The 18655-nt window shown below is 68.8% G+C and carries 19 protein-coding genes and 3 tRNA genes; 8 read left to right on the top strand and 14 right to left on the bottom strand.

Annotation, left to right across the window (positions count from 1 at the left end):
- Nucleotides 1-3: 3 nt before the first annotated feature.
- Nucleotides 4-1044, bottom strand: coding sequence for an NAD(P)H-dependent glycerol-3-phosphate dehydrogenase (locus B840_RS05450; RefSeq protein ID WP_042621307.1), 1041 nt, complete (start codon nt 1042-1044; stop codon nt 4-6).
- Nucleotides 1045-1151: 107 nt separating this feature from the next.
- Here B840_RS05450 and B840_RS05445 point away from each other — a divergent pair, with 107 nt between their 5' ends.
- The gene (locus B840_RS05445; protein WP_042621306.1) at nt 1152-2156 is read left to right on the top strand and encodes an NUDIX hydrolase; all 1005 of its coding nucleotides are present in this window, start codon (nt 1152-1154) and stop codon (nt 2154-2156) included.
- Nucleotides 2157-2240: 84 nt separating this feature from the next.
- The gene (locus B840_RS05440; RefSeq protein ID WP_042621305.1) at nt 2241-2804 is read left to right on the top strand and encodes a DUF4395 domain-containing protein; all 564 of its coding nucleotides are present in this window, start codon (nt 2241-2243) and stop codon (nt 2802-2804) included.
- A 72-nt stretch (nt 2805-2876) separates the two neighbouring features.
- Here the strand turns inward: B840_RS05440 and leuD are convergent, their stop codons facing one another.
- Both leuD and leuC read right to left on the bottom strand, forming a co-directional pair.
- Nucleotides 2877-3473, bottom strand: coding sequence for a 3-isopropylmalate dehydratase small subunit (leuD, locus tag B840_RS05435; RefSeq protein ID WP_042621304.1), 597 nt, complete (start codon nt 3471-3473; stop codon nt 2877-2879).
- 10 nt (nt 3474-3483) lie between these two features.
- Nucleotides 3484-4902, bottom strand: coding sequence for a 3-isopropylmalate dehydratase large subunit (gene leuC / locus B840_RS05430; protein ID WP_042621303.1), 1419 nt, complete (start codon nt 4900-4902; stop codon nt 3484-3486).
- Between the two features lie 56 nt (nt 4903-4958).
- On the opposite strand from leuC, the gene B840_RS05425 reads away from it, so the two are divergent.
- Together B840_RS05425 and B840_RS05420 are read left to right on the top strand one after the other, a co-directional pair.
- A complete protein-coding gene (locus tag B840_RS05425; RefSeq protein ID WP_042621302.1) occupies nt 4959-5669 on the top strand; it encodes an IclR family transcriptional regulator in 711 nt (236 codons plus the stop codon).
- Between the two features lie 90 nt (nt 5670-5759).
- On the top strand, nt 5760-6323 hold the full coding sequence (locus B840_RS05420) for a DUF2202 domain-containing protein (RefSeq protein ID WP_042621301.1): 564 nt from the start codon (nt 5760-5762) through the stop codon (nt 6321-6323).
- Here B840_RS05420 and B840_RS05415 read toward each other — a convergent pair.
- Nucleotides 6320-8971 (bottom strand): FAD/NAD(P)-binding protein, encoded by a 2652-nt coding sequence (locus tag B840_RS05415; RefSeq protein ID WP_042621300.1) that lies wholly within the window; start codon nt 8969-8971, stop codon nt 6320-6322. The two genes, B840_RS05420 and B840_RS05415, sit on opposite strands and share 4 nt — an antisense overlap.
- Nucleotides 8968-9912: a pyridoxal-phosphate dependent enzyme gene (locus tag B840_RS05410; RefSeq protein ID WP_042621299.1), complete on the bottom strand. Its 945-nt coding sequence runs from the start codon at nt 9910-9912 to the stop codon at nt 8968-8970. The genes B840_RS05415 and B840_RS05410 overlap by 4 nt, the downstream gene beginning before the upstream one ends.
- A 157-nt stretch (nt 9913-10069) precedes the next feature.
- Between B840_RS05410 and B840_RS05405 the strand changes: the two genes are divergently transcribed.
- Nucleotides 10070-10639, top strand: coding sequence for a DUF2202 domain-containing protein (locus B840_RS05405; RefSeq protein ID WP_052491102.1), 570 nt, complete (start codon nt 10070-10072; stop codon nt 10637-10639).
- Here B840_RS05405 and B840_RS05400 read toward each other — a convergent pair.
- The 5 genes from B840_RS05400 to B840_RS05380 all read right to left on the bottom strand — a co-directional run bounded on the left by B840_RS05400 (nt 10620) and on the right by B840_RS05380 (nt 12717).
- Complete coding sequence (locus tag B840_RS05400; RefSeq protein ID WP_042621298.1) at nt 10620-11189, bottom strand: HD domain-containing protein; 570 nt, start codon at nt 11187-11189, stop codon at nt 10620-10622. The two genes, B840_RS05405 and B840_RS05400, sit on opposite strands and share 20 nt — an antisense overlap.
- 15 nt (nt 11190-11204) lie before the next feature.
- A complete protein-coding gene (locus B840_RS05395) occupies nt 11205-11672 on the bottom strand; it encodes a nucleoside deaminase (protein ID WP_042621297.1) in 468 nt (155 codons plus the stop codon).
- An 84-nt stretch (nt 11673-11756) separates the two neighbouring features.
- A tRNA-Glu gene (locus B840_RS05390) sits at nt 11757-11829 on the bottom strand.
- Nucleotides 11830-12534: 705 nt separating this feature from the next.
- A tRNA-Glu gene (locus B840_RS05385) sits at nt 12535-12607 on the bottom strand.
- 38 nt (nt 12608-12645) lie between these two features.
- A tRNA-Gln gene (locus tag B840_RS05380) sits at nt 12646-12717 on the bottom strand.
- Nucleotides 12718-12956: 239 nt separating this feature from the next.
- Here B840_RS05380 and B840_RS05375 point away from each other — a divergent pair.
- Together B840_RS05375 and B840_RS05370 are read left to right on the top strand one after the other, a co-directional pair.
- Nucleotides 12957-13421: a DUF2975 domain-containing protein gene (locus B840_RS05375; RefSeq protein WP_042621296.1), complete on the top strand. Its 465-nt coding sequence runs from the start codon at nt 12957-12959 to the stop codon at nt 13419-13421.
- Nucleotides 13421-13642: a helix-turn-helix domain-containing protein gene (locus B840_RS05370; protein ID WP_042621295.1), complete on the top strand. Its 222-nt coding sequence runs from the start codon at nt 13421-13423 to the stop codon at nt 13640-13642. The genes B840_RS05375 and B840_RS05370 overlap by 1 nt, the downstream gene beginning before the upstream one ends.
- Here the strand turns inward: B840_RS05370 and gltX are convergent.
- Nucleotides 13639-15135, bottom strand: a complete 1497-nt coding sequence (gene gltX, locus B840_RS05365; RefSeq protein WP_084602806.1) for a glutamate--tRNA ligase — start codon at nt 15133-15135, stop codon at nt 13639-13641. The two genes, B840_RS05370 and gltX, sit on opposite strands and share 4 nt — an antisense overlap.
- Nucleotides 15136-15143: 8 nt before the next feature.
- Nucleotides 15144-16031, bottom strand: a complete 888-nt coding sequence (locus B840_RS05360) for a CE1 family esterase (RefSeq protein ID WP_052491101.1) — start codon at nt 16029-16031, stop codon at nt 15144-15146.
- A 111-nt stretch (nt 16032-16142) separates the two neighbouring features.
- Between B840_RS05360 and B840_RS05355 the strand changes: the two genes are divergently transcribed.
- A complete protein-coding gene (locus tag B840_RS05355) occupies nt 16143-17255 on the top strand; it encodes an isochorismate synthase (protein ID WP_042621293.1) in 1113 nt (370 codons plus the stop codon).
- Here the strand turns inward: B840_RS05355 and B840_RS05350 are convergent.
- A complete protein-coding gene (locus tag B840_RS05350; RefSeq protein WP_042621292.1) occupies nt 17252-17842 on the bottom strand; it encodes a class I SAM-dependent methyltransferase in 591 nt (196 codons plus the stop codon). The genes B840_RS05355 and B840_RS05350 overlap by 4 nt on opposite strands.
- A gap of 2 nt (nt 17843-17844) precedes the next feature.
- A complete protein-coding gene (locus tag B840_RS05345) occupies nt 17845-18645 on the bottom strand; it encodes a fumarylacetoacetate hydrolase family protein (protein WP_042621291.1) in 801 nt (266 codons plus the stop codon).
- Nucleotides 18646-18655 lie beyond the last annotated feature (10 nt).

Below are 18655 nucleotides of genomic sequence, written 5' to 3'. Positions count from 1 at the left end.
GGGTCAGCCTACCGGGTTGTATTCCGCTTTCCTGGAACGACCCATCAGTGCGGCGATCATGTCGCGCACGTCCAGCCCGCGGTGGCACACGGCGTACACGGCCTCGGTGATGGGCATCTCCACCTTGTGCGCCTCCGCCAGCTGGAAGATCGAGTTGGAGGAGATCACGCCCTCCGCCACCTGCCCGTGGGTGGCCTTCTTGGCCTCCGCCAGCGTGCCGCCCTCGCCGAGGCGGACGCCGAAGGAACGGTTGCGCGAGAGCGGCGAGGTGCAGGTGGCCACCAGGTCGCCCAGGCCGGCCAACCCGGCGAAGGTGCGGGGGTCGGCGCCGAGTGCCTCGCCCAGCCGCGAGATCTCCGCCAGGCCGCGGGTGACCAGGGTCGCCATGGAATTCTCGCCGAAGCCCAGGCCCGCGGACATGCCGCAGGCCAGGGCGATGACGTTCTTGCAGGCGCCGCCGAGTTCCACGCCGACGACGTCGGTGTTCGTGTACGGGCGCAGGTAAGGGGTTCCGGCGGCGGCCTGGACCAGTTTGGCGCGGTTCTCGTCCGCGCACGCGATGACGGTGGCGGCAGGCTGCTCCTGGGCGATCTCCCGGGCCAGGTTCGGGCCGGAGAGCACCGCGATGCGGTTGGTGCCGGCGCCGGTGATCTCGGCGATGACCTCGCTCATGCGCAGGTGCGTGCCCGTCTCCACGCCCTTGGAGATGCTCACCAGGGTGGAGTCCGGGGGCAGCAACGGGGTCCACACCTTGAGGTTGTCGCGCATCGTCTGGCTGGGGACGGCGAACACCACGATGTCGGCACCGGCCAGGGCCAGGGCGGGGTCGTCGGTGGCGGTCACCGAGTCCGGGAGCTTGATGTCCGGGAGGTAGTCCGGGTTCGCGCGGGTCTTCTGGATCTGCCGCGCCAGCTCGGGGCGGCGCGCCCACAGGGTGACGGTGTTGCCGCCGTCGGCGAACACCTTGCCCAGGGTGGTGCCCCACGAACCTGCGCCCATGATCGCGACCTTGACCACGCGTTGCTCCCTCACTCGTTCGACCACTGTCCGCAAGCCAGCTTAAAGGAAGCAAAGGGCGGGTTGGCCGTGCGAACCGCGCGGCGGTGGGTGAAAATGGGGGGAATCGTAACCGACACCGCCGAAGGAGAAACATGGCGAAGAATCCGCAACCTCACGAGGTGGACAAGGATCAGGGGCCGGAACTGCTGGTCAACGGCCGTCATCAGGTGATCCCGGTTGACCCGGCGAAGGAGTTCAAGCGTTCGATGCTGGCGGCCGGCGCGGTGCTGTGGCGCGGTGACATCCACGATCTGGACACCGTCGAGGTGGCCGTCATCCACCGCCCCTCCTACGACGACTGGTCGCTGGCGAAGGGAAAGGTGGATCCGGGCGAGTCCCTGCCCACGACCGCGGCCCGGGAGATCCTGGAGGAGACCGGTTACGAGATCCGCCTGGGCAAGCTGCTCGGCAAGGTGACCTACCCGGTGCTCGACCGCACGAAGATCGTCTACTACTGGACGGGCGAGGTCCTGGGCGGCGGGTTCACCCCCAACGAGGAGGTCGATGAGCTGCGCTGGCTGCCGCTGCCGGAGGCCCGGGCGCTGCTGAGCTACGAGGTGGACCGGCACGTGCTGGACAAGGCCGAGAAGCGGTTCCGCCTGCCGGCGACCTCCCGGATCCTCTACGTGCGCCACGGGCGCGCGCACCAGCGCCGGAACTGGGAGGGTGACGACAACCTGCGCCCCCTGGACAAGAAGGGCCGGCGGCAGGCGGAGATGCTCGTGCCGATGCTCCTGCCGTACAAGCCCGTGGCTGTGTACTCCGCTGAGCCGGAGCGGTGTCAGGCGACGGCTGCCCCGCTGGCCGACGAACTCAACGTCGACGTCGTGGTCGACCCGCTGTTCGGCGACGAGGCGTGGCAGCGCAACGAGGTCGAGTGCAAGCGGCGTTTCACCGGACTCATCGACTCCGACGGGACTTCCGTCGTGGTCGGTCAGGGCATCGCGATCCCCGAGATGATCGCGTGGCTCAGCGCGAACGGCCGCCTCCCGCTCGACGAGGTGGAGGCGAAAAAGGCCTCCGTGTGGGTGCTGTCCTTCAACGGCGGGCAGTTGACGGGGGCGGATTACCTGGCCAGCCCGCTGCCGGCGAAATAGCAGGCCCGGACGGGACCGGACTGTATACAACTAGCAGACCAATCGGTATACTCGGCTGATCCGCCCGCCTGTGAGGAGATTGTCTTGAACCGGTCCCTGTTCGCCTTCCCCAACCCGGTCAACGAGTATGCCGCCCGGTGCACCGCCGGCCTGGTGGTCGCGCTCGCCGTGGCGACGGCCCTTTCCGGAGGTTCCCTGCGGCTGGCGCTGCTCGTGGCCCTCACGCTCGGCTTCGCCCTGCGCGTCGCGGGAGGCCCCCGCTACTCCCTCCTCGGCCGCCTCTCCGTCCACGTGCTGGTGCCGCTGCTGGGGCGCACGCCACGGCTCACCGCCGGCCCGCCGAAGCGTTTCGCCCAGGCCATCGGCCTGGCGGTGAGCGCAACGGCGCTGGGATTCACGCTCGCCGGATGGACGGCCGCCGCGACCGCGACACTGGCCGTCCTCGTGGCGGCCGCGACCCTGGAGTCCGTGTTCGGTTTCTGCCTGGGCTGCCGGATCTTCAGCGTGCTCATGCGGTTGGGCGTCATCCCGGAGGACATCTGCGAGGAATGCGCGTCGGTCGGCCGCCGCTACGCGAAGGTGGCGCCGGCGGCGCTGAAGATCGAGCGCGCCGACGTCGGGCTGGTCACTCCCCGCCCGGGGTCCTAGGGCCGAGTTCGACGGAGTGGTCCGCAAAGCACAGAGCCCCAGGCCCGGGTGGGGCCTGGGGCTCTGTGCGGTCTACGCGTCGGCGGTGATCGTCGGCTTGAAGGCCGGACGCTTCGCCTCGAAGGCGGTGATGGCCGGCTCGTCGCGCAGGGTCAGGCCGATGTCGTCGAGGCCCTCCAGGAGGCGCCAGCGGGTGTAGTCGTCGACGGTGAACTGGTAGGTGTTCTCCCCCGCGGTGACGGTGCGGGACTCCAGGTCGACGGTGATCTCCAGGCCGGGTTCCGCCTCGAGCTGCTTCCACAGCAGCTCGATGTCGGATTCCTCCATCTGCGCGGCCAGCAGGCCGGCCTTGCCGGAGTTGCCGCGGAAGATGTCGGCGAAGCGAGGGGACAGCACGACGCGGAAGCCGTAGTCCATGAGCGCCCAGACGGCGTGCTCTCGGGAGGAGCCGGTGCCGAAGTCCGGGCCGGCGACGAGCACGGAGCCGTTGCGGTAGGGCTCCTGGTTGAGGACGAAGTTCTCGTCCTTGCGCCAGCCGGCGAACAATCCGTCCTCGAAGCCCGTGCGGGTGACGCGCTTGAGGTAGACCGCGGGGATGATCTGGTCGGTGTCGACGTTGGAGCGGGTCAGCGGGACGCCGACGCCGGTGTGGGTGGTGAACTTGTCCATGGTGGGCTCCTTACAGGTCGGCGGGGCTGGCGAGGTGGCCGAGGACGGCGGTGGCGGCGGCCACCGGCGGGGACACGAGGTGGGTGCGCCCGCCCGGGCCCTGGCGGCCCTCGAAGTTGCGGTTGGAGGTGGAGGCGGAGCGCTCGCCCGGCTTGAGCTGGTCCGGGTTCATGCCCAGGCACATGGAACAGCCGGCGGTGCGCCACTCGGCGCCGAATTCGGTGAAGATCTTGTCCAGGCCCTCTTCCTCGGCCTGCTGCTTGACCAGCGTGGAGGACGGAACGACGAGCATGCGGGTGCCCTCGGCGATGGTGCGGCCCTCGAGCACCTCGGCGGCGGCGCGCAGGTCCTCGATGCGGGCGTTGGTGCAGGAGCCGAGGAAGACGGTGTCGATGGCGATGTCGCGCAGCGGGGTGCCCGGCGTGAGGTCCATGTAGGTCAGCGCCTTCTCGGCGGCGGCCTTGTCACCCTCGTTGGTGAAGTCCTCCGGGTCAGGCACGGTGGCGCTCAGGGGCAGGCCCTGGCCGGGGTTGGTGCCCCAGGTGACGAAGGGGGTCAGGGCGGAGCCGTCGATCTCGACGACGGTGTCGAACTCCGCACCCTCGTCGGTGGGCAGCGTCTTCCAGTACTCGACCGCAGCGTCCCAGTCCGCGCCCTTGGGGGCGAACTCGCGGCCCTCGACGTAGTCGAAGGTCTTCTGGTCGGGGGCTACCATGCCGGCGCGGGCGCCGGCCTCGATGGACATGTTGCAGATGGTCATGCGGGCTTCCATGGACAGCGCCTGGATGGCCTCGCCGCGGTACTCGATGATGTGGCCCTGGCCGCCGCCGGTGCCGATCTGGGCGATGATGGCCAGGATCAGGTCCTTGGCGGTGACTCCCTCCTGCAGCTGGCCGGAGACCTCGATGGCCATGGTCTTGAAAGGCTTGAGGGGCAGCGTCTGGGTGGCCATGACGTGCTCGACCTCGGAGGTGCCGATGCCCATGGCGATGGAGCCGAACGCGCCGTGGGTGGAGGTGTGGGAGTCGCCGCAGACGATGGTCATTCCGGGCTGGGTGGCTCCCAGCTGCGGGCCGACGGTGTGGACGATGCCCTGCTTGACGTCGCCCATCGGGTGCAGGCGGATGCCGAACTCGGCGCAGTTCTTGCGCAGGGTCTCCACCTGGGTGCGGGAGGTCGCCTCCTTGATCTCCAGCAGGGAGCCGGAGACGATGCCCTCGGTGGGCACGTTGTGGTCCTCGGTGGCCAGGTGGAGGTCGGGGCGGCGGAGCTTGCGGCCGGCCAGGCGCAGTCCGTCGAAGGCCTGCGGGGAGGTCACCTCGTGGAGGAGCTGCAGGTCGATGTAGAGCAGGTCGGGCTCCCCGTTCTCGCCCTTGGCCACGATGTGGTCGTTCCACACCTTCTCGGCCAGCGTGAGCTTCTCGGCCATGGATGTCCACCTTTCCATCTGTGAAATCTCACCTTGTGAGATGTTAGTATCGCTGTATGGGACAGTATAGCGCAGTTTCCGGCATCAAGGTGCTCGACCGGGCAGTGGCCATCATGACGGCCGTGGCACCCCGCCCCCTCTCCCTCACCGAGCTGTGCGAGACCACCGGGCTCCCGCGCGCCACCGCCCACCGCCTGTCCACCGCCCTGGAGACCCACCGCATCCTCGCCCGCGGCGGGGACGGCCGCTGGATGACCGGCCCCGCTCTGGCTTCCCTGGGCAACGGCGGCAAGGACCACCTCATCGCCGCCGCCACACCCGTCATGGCCCGCCTGGTGGACACCACCGGCGAATCCGTGCAGCTCTACCAGCTCACCGGCACGTCGCGGACCTGCGTCGCCGCCCAGGAACCGCCCGTCGGCCTGCAGAACACCGTCCCCGTCGGCTCCCAGCTGCCGCTCACCTCCGGCTCCGCCGCCAAGGTGTTCCTCGCCTACGGCCCGTCGGGGCTGCGCGACTCCCTGCTTGCCGACGCCCGCTTCTCCCCCGCCGACCTCGACGACGTCCGGGACCGCGGGTGGAGCGAATCCGTCGCCGAGCGCGAGGTCGGCCTCGCCTCGCTGTCCGCCCCGGTGTTCACGCCGGCCGGGCAGCTCGTCGCCGTGATCTCCGTCTCCGGGCCCGCCGAGCGCCTGCGCCCCCACCCCGGGCAGAAATGGGGGGCGGACCTGGTGGACGCCGCGCGGGACCTCTCCGATTCGCTGTGACGCAGTAGACGTCGCCGGCGGCACAGATCGGCCTCACGCGGGGTTGAAAGAAGAGACAGAGCAAGTTCGCCCTCCCCCAAGGAGCCCGCCATGAACACCCGCCGCCTGAGCGCACTCACGGCCCTCGCCCTCACCGCCGCCCTCGGCGTGAGCGCCTGCACCACCCCGGAGGAGTCGGCCGCACCCGTGACCGTGACTGAGTCCGCCGCCCCCGCCGGCGAATACGAGTCCGCGGACCTCCTACGCCGCCTCATCGAGGAGGAGAAGGTCGCGCACGACCTCTACCTCGCCTTCGACGAGATGTACGGCGCCCGGGTCTTCGGAAACATCACCGGGGCCGAGGTCAGCCACCAGGACCAGGTCCTCGCCGTCATGGAGGACAAGGGGGTCGAGGATCCCCGGCTCGCCGAACCCGGGCAGTTCGTCGACCCCGAGCTGCAGACCCTCTACGACGACTTCCTCGAGCAGGGCAGCGCCAATCTCCCCGCCGCCTACCAGGTCGGCGTGGACTTCGAGGTGATGGACATCGCCGGGCTGGAGGAAGAGCTGGCGCAGGCACCCGAATCCGACACGGACCTGACCGGCCTGCTGGAGTACCTCATCAAGGGATCGAAGAACCACCTGGAGGCATTCCAGCGGCAGCTGGACCGTTAGATATCGATGTCGTCGAGCACCCCGGCCGGCCAGACCACGTTCTTCGCCAGCGGGATCTGGTGCGAGGCACTCTCGAGGATGTGCATGAAGTAGCCGGCGGTGTTCGGGATGGCGATGATGTCGCCGGCCCGCACCCCCTTCGGGAAGCGGATGCGCCGGCGCAGGATGAGTTCGTCCTCGATGCAGTAGGCGCCCACCAGGAAGGCCTCGACCTCCTCCCCGTCCGCGGCGTCGGTGACGTGGATCGGGTCGACGAGGTAGTCGTCGGAGGTGGTGCGGCACTGGGTGCGGTTCATCGCCAGACCGACCAGGGGCAGCCCGTCGCTGCGGGTCTTGACGAAGGCCACCTCCGCCAGGATCAGCCCGCAGCCGTCGAGCAGGCTGCGCCCCGGCTCCAGGTGCAGGCGCAGGTTCCGTGCCAGCATCTCTTCGGCGATGCCGTCGCCGAGGACCTGCTTCAGCCACCCGCCGCGCACCGGCGACTGGTGGTAGGGGTAGGTGGTGTTCAGCGGGTCGGACTTCCAGGTGAAGGGCCGGGCGTAGCCGTCGAGCACCGCCTGGCGGGCGGAGTGGTAGCCGCGCCACTGGTCCGCGTCGTCGAGGTAGCTCATGGGTACGCCGCCGCCGAGGTCGATGAAGTCGGGGGCGTGGCCGGCGTCGAGGAGGGCGTCGACAAGCGAGATGCACTCCCGCAGCGCGGTGGCACGGTCGGCCGCCGCGTAGCCGTGCAGGTGGACGTGCAGGCCGACGATGTCGACGCCGTCGACCGGGCCGGAGAGATGTTCCGCCCAGTCGCCGGAACGCTCGCCGAAGCGGGTGGGAGGAAGCGACGCGGGATCGGGGGCGACGCGGGGGGCGACCCTCGCGCGCCGGCTCCCGGCCAGGGCGGAGATCCGGTCGAGCTCGGCGCGCGAATCCGCGGAGACGGTCACCCCGTTGTCGATGGCCAGCTCCAGGAGCCGGTCGGGCTTGATGGCGGCGGAGAGGATGATCCGCTCCCCCGGCACGCCGCGGCCGAGCACCTGGGCGAGCTCGCGTTCGCTGGCCACGTCGACACCGTGCCCCGCGTCGCGGACGGTGTCGACGAAGGTGAGCGCCTTGTTGGCCTTGCGGGCGAAGAAGATGCGGGTGTCCACGCCCATCTGCGCGCCGGCGTCGACCAGCTCGGTGACGTTGTCGAGCATGGGCGACGGGTCGAGCACGTTGACGGGGCTGCCGAACTCGGCGATCAGGTCACGGCAGGCCGCCGGGTCGGCGCTCAACTCCGCGGCCCAGGGCTTTAGGCGGGCGGTCAGCGGCGGGATGCCGTGGGCGGCCTGCGGCCCGGGCACGACGCGGCGGGCCCAGCGCGGGAGGACGTCGTGGAGGGTGCGCGAGAGGGTGTCGTTGCCCAGGACCACGTCCTCGGTCATGCGCCCCACGGCGGCGAGGTGTTTCTGCCCGACGACGGTGCCGTCCGGCTCGACGTCCAGGCCCCGGGTGCCGGGCCGGATGCGCGCGTGGCCGGCGTCGACGAGCGCCTGGCACAGGGTGCCGGGCACCACACCGGGCGGCGGGATGACGGCGTCGACGACCACCGTGATGTCGAGCTCCCGGACGAGGTCAGCCAGGGGTTCGTTGCCGCGGTGCAGGTGGGAGGGGTCGACGCGCCCGGAGTCGATGAGTTCCTGCAGGTGCGCCATCGTCTCCGGGGGCGGCCCGAAGGCGACTCGCTCGAGGCGCCGGGCGAGCTCGCCGAAGCCGACGAGGCTGTCGCGGCCGTCGTAGGAGGCCCGCTCGACGATCGCCGGGTAGAGGTCGCGCCAGGCGATGCCGACGGCCCAGTTCGCGTGCGGCTCGCCGTCGTCTGTCCCGGCGAGCACCGCCGCCGGGTCCCCGTCCCGCCCGGCACGTGCCAGCAGCTGCCGCGCCACCGTCTCAAGCACGCCGGTCAGCTCCGGCAGATCGGCGACCCGGCGGATGCATTCCTGGCCGGCGGCGATAATGTCGGCGGCGTCGACTTCCCCGAGGTCGGGCTTGACCACCATGAACCGGCCGGTGCGGGTGACGGGGATGAACACCGCCGGCGAGCAGGCGCGGGTGATGTCGTGGAAGGTCAGGGCCGCCCCGCGGACGAGCACCCGGTCCTCGGGGCCGATCCCGGCGAGGTTCTCGGCCGGGTAGGGCGAGGCGATGAGGCGCACACCCTCGGGAAGGTCTGCGTGGGCGAGCGAGCCCGGCCAGTCGTCGGCGTGGCCGGTGGCCAGCAGGACCTCGTCAAAGAGCCCGCCCTCCACCCGCCATTGCCCGCCCGCGGGATCGATCTTCTCCACGCGCGCCTCGTGCCGGCTGAGGCTGCAGCGCGGGGGCACGTGCGCGGCGAGCGCGGCCCAAGATTCCGCGAGGAACCGGCCCACCAGGCGCCGCGGCGGAAAGGGGTCGTCGTGGACGGCGCGCCAGTCGTCGAAGCTGCCCAGCTGCGTCGTGATGGCCGAGGAGCGCACGTTGATCAGCCACTCCTCCGGTTGCCGCGGGTCGTACGCGGCCGGCCCGCCGTCGTCGAACACGTGCAACTCCACCGCCGCACCCCGTTCGCGCGCGAGCTCCAGCAGTTCCTCGGCCGCCCACAGGCCCCGCGGCCCGCCGCCGATGACAGCCACCTTCGTCACAGGTTCTCCTCCACCCAGTCGTCGTTGTAGATCGTGTCGAGGTATCCGGTACCGCTGTCGTGCAGAATGATCACGACCTCGCTGCCCGGCGCCAGCTCCGGAAGGAGCTTCTCGACGCCCGCGACCACCGCCCCGCCCGATGCCCCGGGCAGGATCGCCTCCAGACGGACCAGCCTACGTGCGGCGGCCACCGATTCGCGGTCGTTGATCCGCAGGACCCGGTGCGGGCGCACCGACTCCGCCAATTTGGGCACCATGCCCGCGCCGAAGCCGGGGAGGTGGCGTTCGCCGGCGCGGCCGTCGAAAAGCACGGAGCCCTCGGCGTCGACCGCGGTGACCCGGGTGGGCAGGTCGTGCGCGGCGATGTGGCGCAGGCAGCCGCCGACGGTGCCGGTGGTGCTCACCGCGACGACGAGATGGTCGGGCGCGTGGCCGAGCTGCCGGACGATCTCGGTCATGGTGCCCTCGTCGTGCGCCCGGAAGGCCGCGGGGTTGGAGTACTGGTCGAGGCAGGTGGCGCCGTCGATCTCGGTGAGCAGCTCCGCGACGCGGGCGCGCCGGGCGGTGAGCCAGTCCCCCGTCGCCGGGTCGGGCTCGGTCACCTCGTGGACGGTCGCGCCCAGCGCCTTCATGTGGGCGATGGTGGCCCGGTTGGTGCGCGGGTCCACGACGCAGTGGAAGGACCATCCCCCCAGCACGGCCTCCCGGGCGAGTGCCACACCGAGGTTGCCTGAGCTGGATTCGACCACGGTGTCCCCGGGCCTCAGGTCGCTGGCGGCGACCATGGCGTGGGCGGTGCGGTCCTTGGCACTGCCGCCGGGGTTGAAGAACTCGAGCTTCGCCCACACGGTGACGTCATGTCCGGCGGTGAGCCGGTCGAGCCGCACGAGCGGCGTGCCGCCGATGGTGTCGGCAATCGTGGGACCAGAGTTGGAAATCATGCGGGAAATCTTACGCGGGACTGAAGCGTTTAGGCAGGAGAGAAATAGTTCCCGCAGCTGGAGGTGATCATTCCCATACCCTGGGGGGTAAATTTCCGGGGTCTGCGGAGTTATATTCAGATCAACAGCCGCAGACCTCCCCGAGGAGACGTTGACCATGAAACTCACCCGCACATTCGGCGCAGCAGTTCTCGCCGGCTCACTGGCACTAACCACCGCACAGGCCGCGGAGGCCGCCGGACCCCGCCACGGACAGTCCGCACAGCAGGTGACGGGCATCCCCGCCGCCGCCTCCACCACCGTGGACGTCAACGCGGAACTGCGCTACCTCATCGAGGAGGAGAAGCTCGCCTACGACGTCTACCGGGCGATGTTCGACGCGCACGGCACCCGCATCTTCGACAACATCAGCAACAGCGAACTCACTCACCAGTCCGCCGTCCTCCCGCTCCTGGAGTCCCGCGGCCTCGCCGACCCCCGCCTCGGCGCCGGCGAGTTCAGCGACCCCGAACTGCAGACCCTCCACGACCAGCTCGTGGCCAAGGGCGTGCAGAGCCCGCGCGACGCCCTGGAGGTGGGCAAGGCGATCGAGGAGATGGATATCGCCGACCTGGAGCAGGTCATCGCCGGCCTCGGCCCCGAGGACGCCGACGTGAGGAACGTCATGGAAAACCTGCTCAAGGGATCCCGCAACCACCTCAACGCGTTCAACCGCCAGCTCGGTTAAACTGCTCCGCCAGCCCGGCCAGCTCCCTGTTCAGGGGCAGGCCGGGTATTCTCTTCTCCACCACCCTGCTGATCTGCGCGTACCACCACTGCTGCTGCTCCCTGGTGGAGTTGAAACGCTCCCACAGCCGGTCCCCCAACGCGGCATGGTCCTCCAGGATGGACATGAGGTTGTGCAGCTTGTCCGCGCACGCGATGAGCACGGACTCTTCCGGGGCACGGTGCTCCAGGTGATCCAGGTAGGCGTCGGCACGCGACTGCCAGCCCGGTAGCGAGTCGTCCTTGGTCAGGCCCAGCACGATCTCGGTGACCCTGTCGCCGAACTCCGCGCGCATCCGGGTTTCCGGGTAGACCTCGGGCACATCCTCCAGAGTGTCGTGCAGCAGTGCGGCGATGAGCACGTCCTCGTCCCCGGTCGCCTGCGACACCAGGTGCATCACCGCGTACAGGTGCGCGACGTACGGGATGCCCGAACCTTTGCGCACGTGGTCGCGGTGACTGACGGCCGCCGTGTCGATCGCCCTCATCAGGCGCGGGGTCAGACTCATCATGGTGGACTCCTGCCTCTAGTACTGGACCCGGTCCGCCTTGTCCAGCCATTCGTCGAAGACCTCGCGCGCACGCGGATCGGGCGCGCGCTCGAACTCGATCCGCCGCTGATCGACCGGCTTAGCCAGCTCCCCGTAGATGAGGGAGTCGTCGAAACCGATCTCCGCGGCGTCGTCGCGGGTGTTGGCGAAGTAGACCTTCCCCAGCCTGGCCCAGTAGACCGCGCCCAGGCACATCGGGCAGGGCTCGCAGCTGGCGTAGAGCTCGCAGTCCGAGAGGTCGAAGCGGCCCAGCTCCCGCGCCGCACGCCGGATGGCCGTCATCTCCGCGTGGTTGGTCGGGTCATTGGTGCCCACCACCGTGTTATGGCCCTCCGCGAGGATCTGGCCGTCGCGGACGACCACCGCGCCGAAGGGCCCGCCGTCGCCGGCGAGCATCCCTTCCCGGGACAGGTCGATGGCGCGGGCCATGAAGTCGGGGTTCATGGGGACGATTATCCACGGGATCACGGCTGCGGGCAGAAAAAGAGGAAAGCCGGGTCTTCGGACCCGGCTTTCCTCTTTATCTTGTACCCCGTACGGGATTTGAACCCGTGTTACCGCCGTGAGAGGGCGGCGTCCTAGGCCCCTAGACGAACGGGGCTCGTTCGCTTTCATTGCGGCGTCCGTTGAGGACTTCATTACTGTAAACGCTGGAGGGTTTGGACTGCAAATCGCCAGTTCAGGACCTGAAAGCACGTCCCCGGCAACGGAAGAAACCCACCACTTTCGGTGGTGGGTTTCGAGGTGGTTCCGAACCGTGGACGGTGGTACTTCCACCACTTCCGACGTCGTTGCGAATGTTTCGTCGACCCGGGGTAATGATCCCGTCGTGGTCGCGTCCGCTGCAGTTCTGAGGAACTAGTTGTCGGGGGTTGGCCTGTCCGCTCCGTGGGGTCCGGTTGACTGCTGACGCTTCATATCGCTCCCGTTAGCTCCTGTACTTCGCGCATCCGTTGCGCTCTGGAAGTTCTGGATTATGGCGGTGCCGCTTATGAGAGGACGCCTGCGTCGCGTCCGGAGATATGGATAGTTCGACCTGCTGCCACATGCTCTCCTTCCGGTTGATCCTTCCGGGGAGTCTCGCTACCTTCTACCTGGTACCGGGTCTGAGGTGGAGCCTCTCCGCTTACCTGAAGCATATGTCAGCACGTTCCCGGGTTAAAAGGGATTTAACGAATCCGTTACTTGCTGTTACCCCCACCGCAATGTTTGCTGAGGTGCAATCCACACACCAAAAGTAAGGGCGGGGGTGAATCAGAAAAACTCCCGGACTCAAAAGAGTCCGGGAGTCATCTTCACTAATGTGTACCCCGTACGGGATTCGAACCCGTGTTACCGGCGTGAGAGGCCGGCGTCCTAGGCCTCTAGACGAACGGGGCTTAGCGACTTTTCTTCTCGCTGGCAGATTGCTCTGCAGCTGGCCTACCAGGACTCGAACCTAGAACGACGGTACCAGAAACCGCTGTGTTGCCAATTACACCATAGGCCATTGTGGAGTTGTCTCCTGTCACACTTCCTGACTGCGTTCATGTTTTTTCCCGCTGTCGCTCTGTGCAACGTGGATAACTATAACCACAAGGCTGCAACACTGACAAATCGCCAGCTCATAGATCATTTCCGTCAGCACGAGACCCGCCCCGGCCAGGAAAGGGCCACCTGACGGCACCCTGGAGCTATCTATCGAATTACGATATATTCTTATCGATACCCGTCAAGAAAGGCTCTCCCATGCCGTTACCAGTCACTACCCTGCTGCGGGGCATCCTCGTCGTCGGGTTCCTCGTCAGTCTCGCCGCCCAGATTGTGGTCGGCGGAGGCCTGCTCTTCGGCGACGGGACAGCCCCCCTGCCCGCCAAGGTGGTGCTGTCGGCCGCCGCGGTGCTCGGATTCGCCTGCGTCCAGGTGGCAATCGTCTCGGTGTGGCGCCTCGTGTCGCTGGTGCGGCAGAAGACGGTCTTCTCCCCTGTCGCTTTCCGCTGGGTCGACGCGATCATCGCCGCGATCGGCGGCGTGGCGTTCTTCGTGCTGCTGGCGGGCTACGTCGTCGCCGAGGTCGACGATGCTCCCGGCCTCATCCTGCTGTCAACGGTCTTCTCGCTGCTCATCGCCGGCGTCGCACTGATCGTCTACGTGCAGCGGATGCTCCTCGCGCAGGCCGCGGGTTTTTCCGCCGAGCTCGAGGCGGTCATCTGATGGCCATCGTGGTGGATATCGACGTCATGCTCGCGCGCCGGAAGATGGGTGTGGGCGAGCTGGCCGAGAAGGTCGGCATCACCCCGGCCAACCTCTCGGTGCTCAAGAACGGGCGGGCCAAGGCAGTTAGGTTCACCACCCTGGCCGCCTTGTGCGAGGCGCTGGACTGCCAGCCCGGGGAGCTGCTGCGCTACTCCCCCGACCTTCCCGTCCAGGACTAGGACGCCGGCGCGGCCTCGAAGGGCGTGGCGGCGCGGGCGGCGCGGAGACGGGCGAGCGTCGATTCGCGGCCGAGCAGCTCCATGGACTCGAACAGCGGCGGGGAGACGGCCTCGCCGGACACACCCACGCGCAGCGCGCCGAAGGCGACGCGCGGCTTGAGGCCGAGGTCCTCGATGAGCGCCGTGTTCAGGGCGGCCTCGATGCCCGGGGTCGTCCAGGTCTCCAGCCCCTCCAGCGCGGCGATGCCGGCGTCGAGCGGCTGGATCGCCGCCTCCTTGAGGTTCTTCTTGGCGGCCTTCTCGTTGAGCTTGAGGTCCTCGTCGGCGGTGACGAGGAACTTCAGCAGCCCGTAGGCCTCGGAGAGCGTCTTGATGCGCGTCTGCGTCAGCTCGGCGGCGAGCTTGAACTTGTCCGCCGGGTAGTCCGCGGGGAAGTCGGTGAACTCCGTGAGGTACGCGCGCAACCGCTCCTCGAACTCGTCGGCCGGAAGCAGACGGATGTGGTCGGCGTTGATCGCCTCGAGCTTCTTCTGGTCGAAGCGGGCGGGGTTGCCCAGCACGTCGGCGACGTCGAAGTTGGCCACGAGCTCCTCCACGCTGAAGATGTCGCGGTCGCCGGACAGGGACCATCCCAGCAGCGCGAGGTAGTTGAGCATGCCCTCGGGGATGATGCCGTTCTCGCGGTGCTGGAAGAGGTTGGACTGGGGGTCGCGCTTGGACAGCTTCTTGTTGCCCTCCCCCATGACGAAGGGAAGATGGCCGAACTCCGGGGTGAAATCGGTGACGCCGATGCGCTTGAGGGCCTCGTAGAGTGCCAGCTGCCGGGGGGTGGAGGCCAGCAGGTCCTCGCCGCGCAGGACGTGGGTGATGCGCATCAGCGCGTCGTCGACCGGGTTGACCAGGGTGTACAGCGGGGCACCGTTGGAGCGGGCGACCACGAAGTCGGGCTGGGTGGAGGACTTGAACTCGACCTCGCCGCGGACCAGATCGTTCCACTTCCAGTCCTGGTCGGGCATACGCAGGCGCCACACCGGCTGACGTCCCTCGGCCTCGTGGGCGGCGATCTGCTCCTCGCTCAGGGTGCGGTCGAAGTTGTCGTAGCCCAGCTTCGGATCCCGGCCGGCGGCCTTGTGACGCGCCTCGACCTCTTCGGCGGTGGAGTAGGCCGGGTAGACCTCGCCGGCGGCCTTGAGCTTCTCCAGGACGTCCGCGTAGATGTCCATGCGCTGGGACTGCCGGTAGGGCTCGTGCGGGCCGCCCTTCTCCACGCCCTCGTCCCAGTCCAGGCCGAGCCAGTTCATGGCGTCGAGAAGCGCTTCGTAGGACTCCTCGGAATCGCGGGCGGCATCGGTGTCCTCGATACGGAACACCATGGCGCCCTGGTTGTGGCGGGCGTAGGCCCAGTTGAACAGTGCGGTGCGCACCAGGCCCACGTGCGGGGTGCCGGTGGGCGAAGGGCAGAATCGAACACGAACGTCAGTCATGTCCGTCATGGTACTGGTCAGCCGAACTGCCGCGAGAGGAAGTCCCGCGCCAGGGCCGGGGCGTGGGCCGGCCACTGGTGGCCGGCGGACTCCGAGACCACCAGCTCCGTGTCTGCGCGGCAGCCCGACCAGGCCTGGTGGGTGGCGCCGATGGCGGGCAGCATCTGTCCGGTGGTCACCGGCTGGCAACCGTTGCGGGCTCCCCAACGCTGGAAGACCTCCCGGGTGGAGAGGAAGGGTGCGCCGTGGCGCACTCCGCCGTCGATGAGCGCGACGTCGTCGTTGGTGGCGTGGATGAGCATCACGGGCACTCCGCCGCCTGGGCAGCCCTCGTCGACCTGGTTGTAGAACATCCCGGCGACGCTCACCACCCCTGCCACCAGGTCCGGAGCCCGGCAGGCCAGGGCTGTGGCGAAGGCTCCGCCGTTGGAGTGGCCGATGGCGTAGACCCGCGCGCGGTCGACCGGGTGGTGCTCGGCGATCGCGTCGACGATGGCGCGGGCGTAGGCGGTGTCCTGTTCCAGGCTCGTGCGCGCGTAGGGCGCGCCGGCCCAGGCGTTGTCGACGCCGCGCGCATACGCGATGATCGCGTCGGAGCCGGGGCGCAGGCCGGTGCTTGCCGCCATCTCCTCGGGGGCGACGCCCCAACCGCCGAAGGCGAGCAGCACCGGGCGTGCCAGCGCCGGGTCGTAGTTCTCCGGCAGGGAGACCAGGACGTCCCGCTGCCCCACCGCCAGCGGAAAGGTCTGCCCGCCCACGCCCCGGCTGCTGCCCGGCAGGAGGGAGCTGGACGAGAACGGCTGGGCGGCGGCCGGGGGCGGCTGCAGGGTCCCCTGAGACAGAATCAGGGTGAACATCACCACGAGGGCCGGCAGGACGCGGCGGAGGCTCTTCGTTTGGTTCACGATAGGAAACAATAACAACGCGGACCCCCTCCAGCACGGCTTTTCACCGTTTGAAACTCAACCCAGGGCGGTGCATGACGGCACCTGCGCGACGAACTAGACTGTCTCGACATGTGTGCCCACCGACCTGTCACCGCGCCGGACTTTCTTCTGTCCAGGGCGCACGGCTCGGTGCGCACCCAGGGGTCTCTGGAAACTTTCACCGACCCCTGGGCGGCAATTGAGGCGCTCCGCTCCGGGCGTGTGCCCATCGTTGTCGGCGCCCTGCCCTTCGACCGGTCGGCTCCGGCCGCCCTGACCGTCCCGGAGCACGTCATCCGGGAGGACGGGCCCCTCGAACCCCACTCCTATTACCGGCAGGGCCCGGGCTCGGTGCTGCATGCGAGGATCGTCGGAGTGGATCCTGAACCGGAGGAGCACCTGCGCCGGGTGGAAGCGGCCGTGAGCACGATCCGTGCCTCGAAGCTGGAGAAAGTCGTCCTCGCCCGGGCGGTGGACATTGCTTTCAGCCCGGCGGTGGATCCGCTGCTGGTGGCCGCCCGGCTCATCGACAACTCCTACAACTGCGACGGTTTCATCGCGGACCTCAGCCCCGCCGGCCGGCCGGGCGACATGATCGTCGGCTCCTCCCCCGAGGTACTGGTCAAGCGTCAGGGCTCGACCGTCACGGCGTATCCGTTGGCGGGTTCAGCGCCACGGCAGGCGGACCCGGACGCCGACCTGGACGTCGGGAGGCGGCTCGCCGACTCCGCCAAGGACCTCGACGAGCACCGTTACGTCGTCGAGCACCTGCGGGAGAAGCTCGGCCCCTTCTGCGCCCATCTGTCCATCCCCGAACGTCCCGAAGTGACCCGCACCAACGAAATGTGGCACCTCGCCACGCCGATCGTGGGCACGCTGAAGGATCCGGCGGTCACCGCCCTGGAGCTGGCGGTGCACACGCACCCCACCCCGGCGATCTGCGGCACTCCCACGGACGCGGCGGAAGCACTCATCGAGACGGCCGAGGCCGACCGTGGTTTCTACGCCGGTGTCGTCGGCTGGTGCGATGATTCCGGCGACGGGGAGTACATGGTGGCGATCCGCTGCGCGGAGGTGACCGGCGACGGCCGCTTCGCCCGGGCGTGGGCCGGGGGCGGCATCGTCGCCGACTCGGACCCTGCGGAGGAACTCACCGAGACCACCGCGAAGCTGCGCACGATCCTGCGTTCGCTCGGGCTCTAACGCTCCGCGCGCAGGATGAGGTCCTCGTGGTGGTGCGCCCCGGCGCCGTGCGAGACGTCGCGGATGCTGCGCCGCAGCTCGGACCTGGCGGTGAGTCCCTCGAGGAGGGACTCCATGGCGGCGGGGTTCATCCGCCCGGGGCGCTGACCCTCCCAGTCGTGGTCGACCCACAGCAGCGTGCCGCCCGGGGCGAGCAGCTCCGCCAGCGCGCGCACCTCCCCGTCCGGGACGGGCGCGGGGAAATAGAAGGCGCAGATCAGGTCGAAACTCTGCCCGCCCGCGCCCGCCAGGAACTCCGACAGGGTGGCGGCCTCGAAGGTGATCTGCTTATCGACGCCGCGCCGTGCCGCCAGCTCACGCCCCCGTTCCACGGCCGCGGCCACCGGCTCGAGGGCGGTGACCTGCCAGCCGTGTTCGGCCAGCCAGACGGCGTCGGCCCCCTCGCCGGCGCCGATGTCGAGGACCCTGCCCGGCGTCAGGTCGGACGCCTCGTGGACCAGGGCCTCGTTCGGGTTGCCCGACCACTGGGGGCCGCCCGCGTAGAACTCGTCGAAATCTTCGTGGTGGCCGCCGTGGTCATGGTGCATGGTCAGGCGCGCTCCACCGGGTTGCGGAGGGTGCCCAGGCCGGCGACCTCGATCTCGATGACGTCGCCCGGGTTCATGGCCTCGGTGCCGGCCGGGGAGCCGGTGCAGATGACGTCTCCCGGGAGCAGGGTCATGGAGGCGGTGATGAATTCGATGATCTCGCCCATCTTCATGATCATCTGGTTGGAGTTGGAGTCCTGCTTGGTCTCCGTGACGCCGTTCTGGGTCAGGTGGGCCTTGATCGACAGGTTGTCCAGGTCGAAGGCGTCGATGTCGGTCTCGATCCACGGGCCGACCGGGCAGAAGGTGTCGATGCCCTTGGCGCGGGCCCACTGGCCGTCGGCGAACTGCAGGTCGCGGGAGGAGACGTCGTTGACGATGGTGAAGCCGCGGACGACGGACTTCCAGTCGGCGGCCTTGACGTTCTTGGCGACCTGGCCCACAACCACCGCGAGCTCGCCCTCGAACTCGACCTTGGTGGCGAACTCGGGGATCCGGATGGCGGCGTCCGGGCCGACGACCGCGGTCGGCGGCTTGAGGAACAGGGTCGGCGGCAGGTGCTCCGCGGACTCCTTGAACACCTCGGCGACGTGGTCGGCGTAGTTGCGGCCGATGGCCACGACCTTGCTCGGCAGGGTGGGTGCCAGCAGCTTCACGTCGGCCAGCGGCCACTCCCGGCCGGTGAATTCCGGCTCGGTGTACGGCGTGTCCTTGATCTCCTTGGCGACGAGGTCCTTGTCGTCCTGGCCGTCGATGACTACGAAACTGAAACCCTCAGGGTGGGCAATTCTTCCAAAGCGCATGGCGACAACT

It is taken from the genome of Corynebacterium marinum DSM 44953, from assembly GCF_000835165.1.
GTDB lineage: Bacteria > Actinomycetota > Actinomycetes > Mycobacteriales > Mycobacteriaceae > Corynebacterium > Corynebacterium marinum.
Note: the sequence above shows the minus strand (reverse complement) of the source record. Positions and strands in the feature narration are given on the sequence as shown.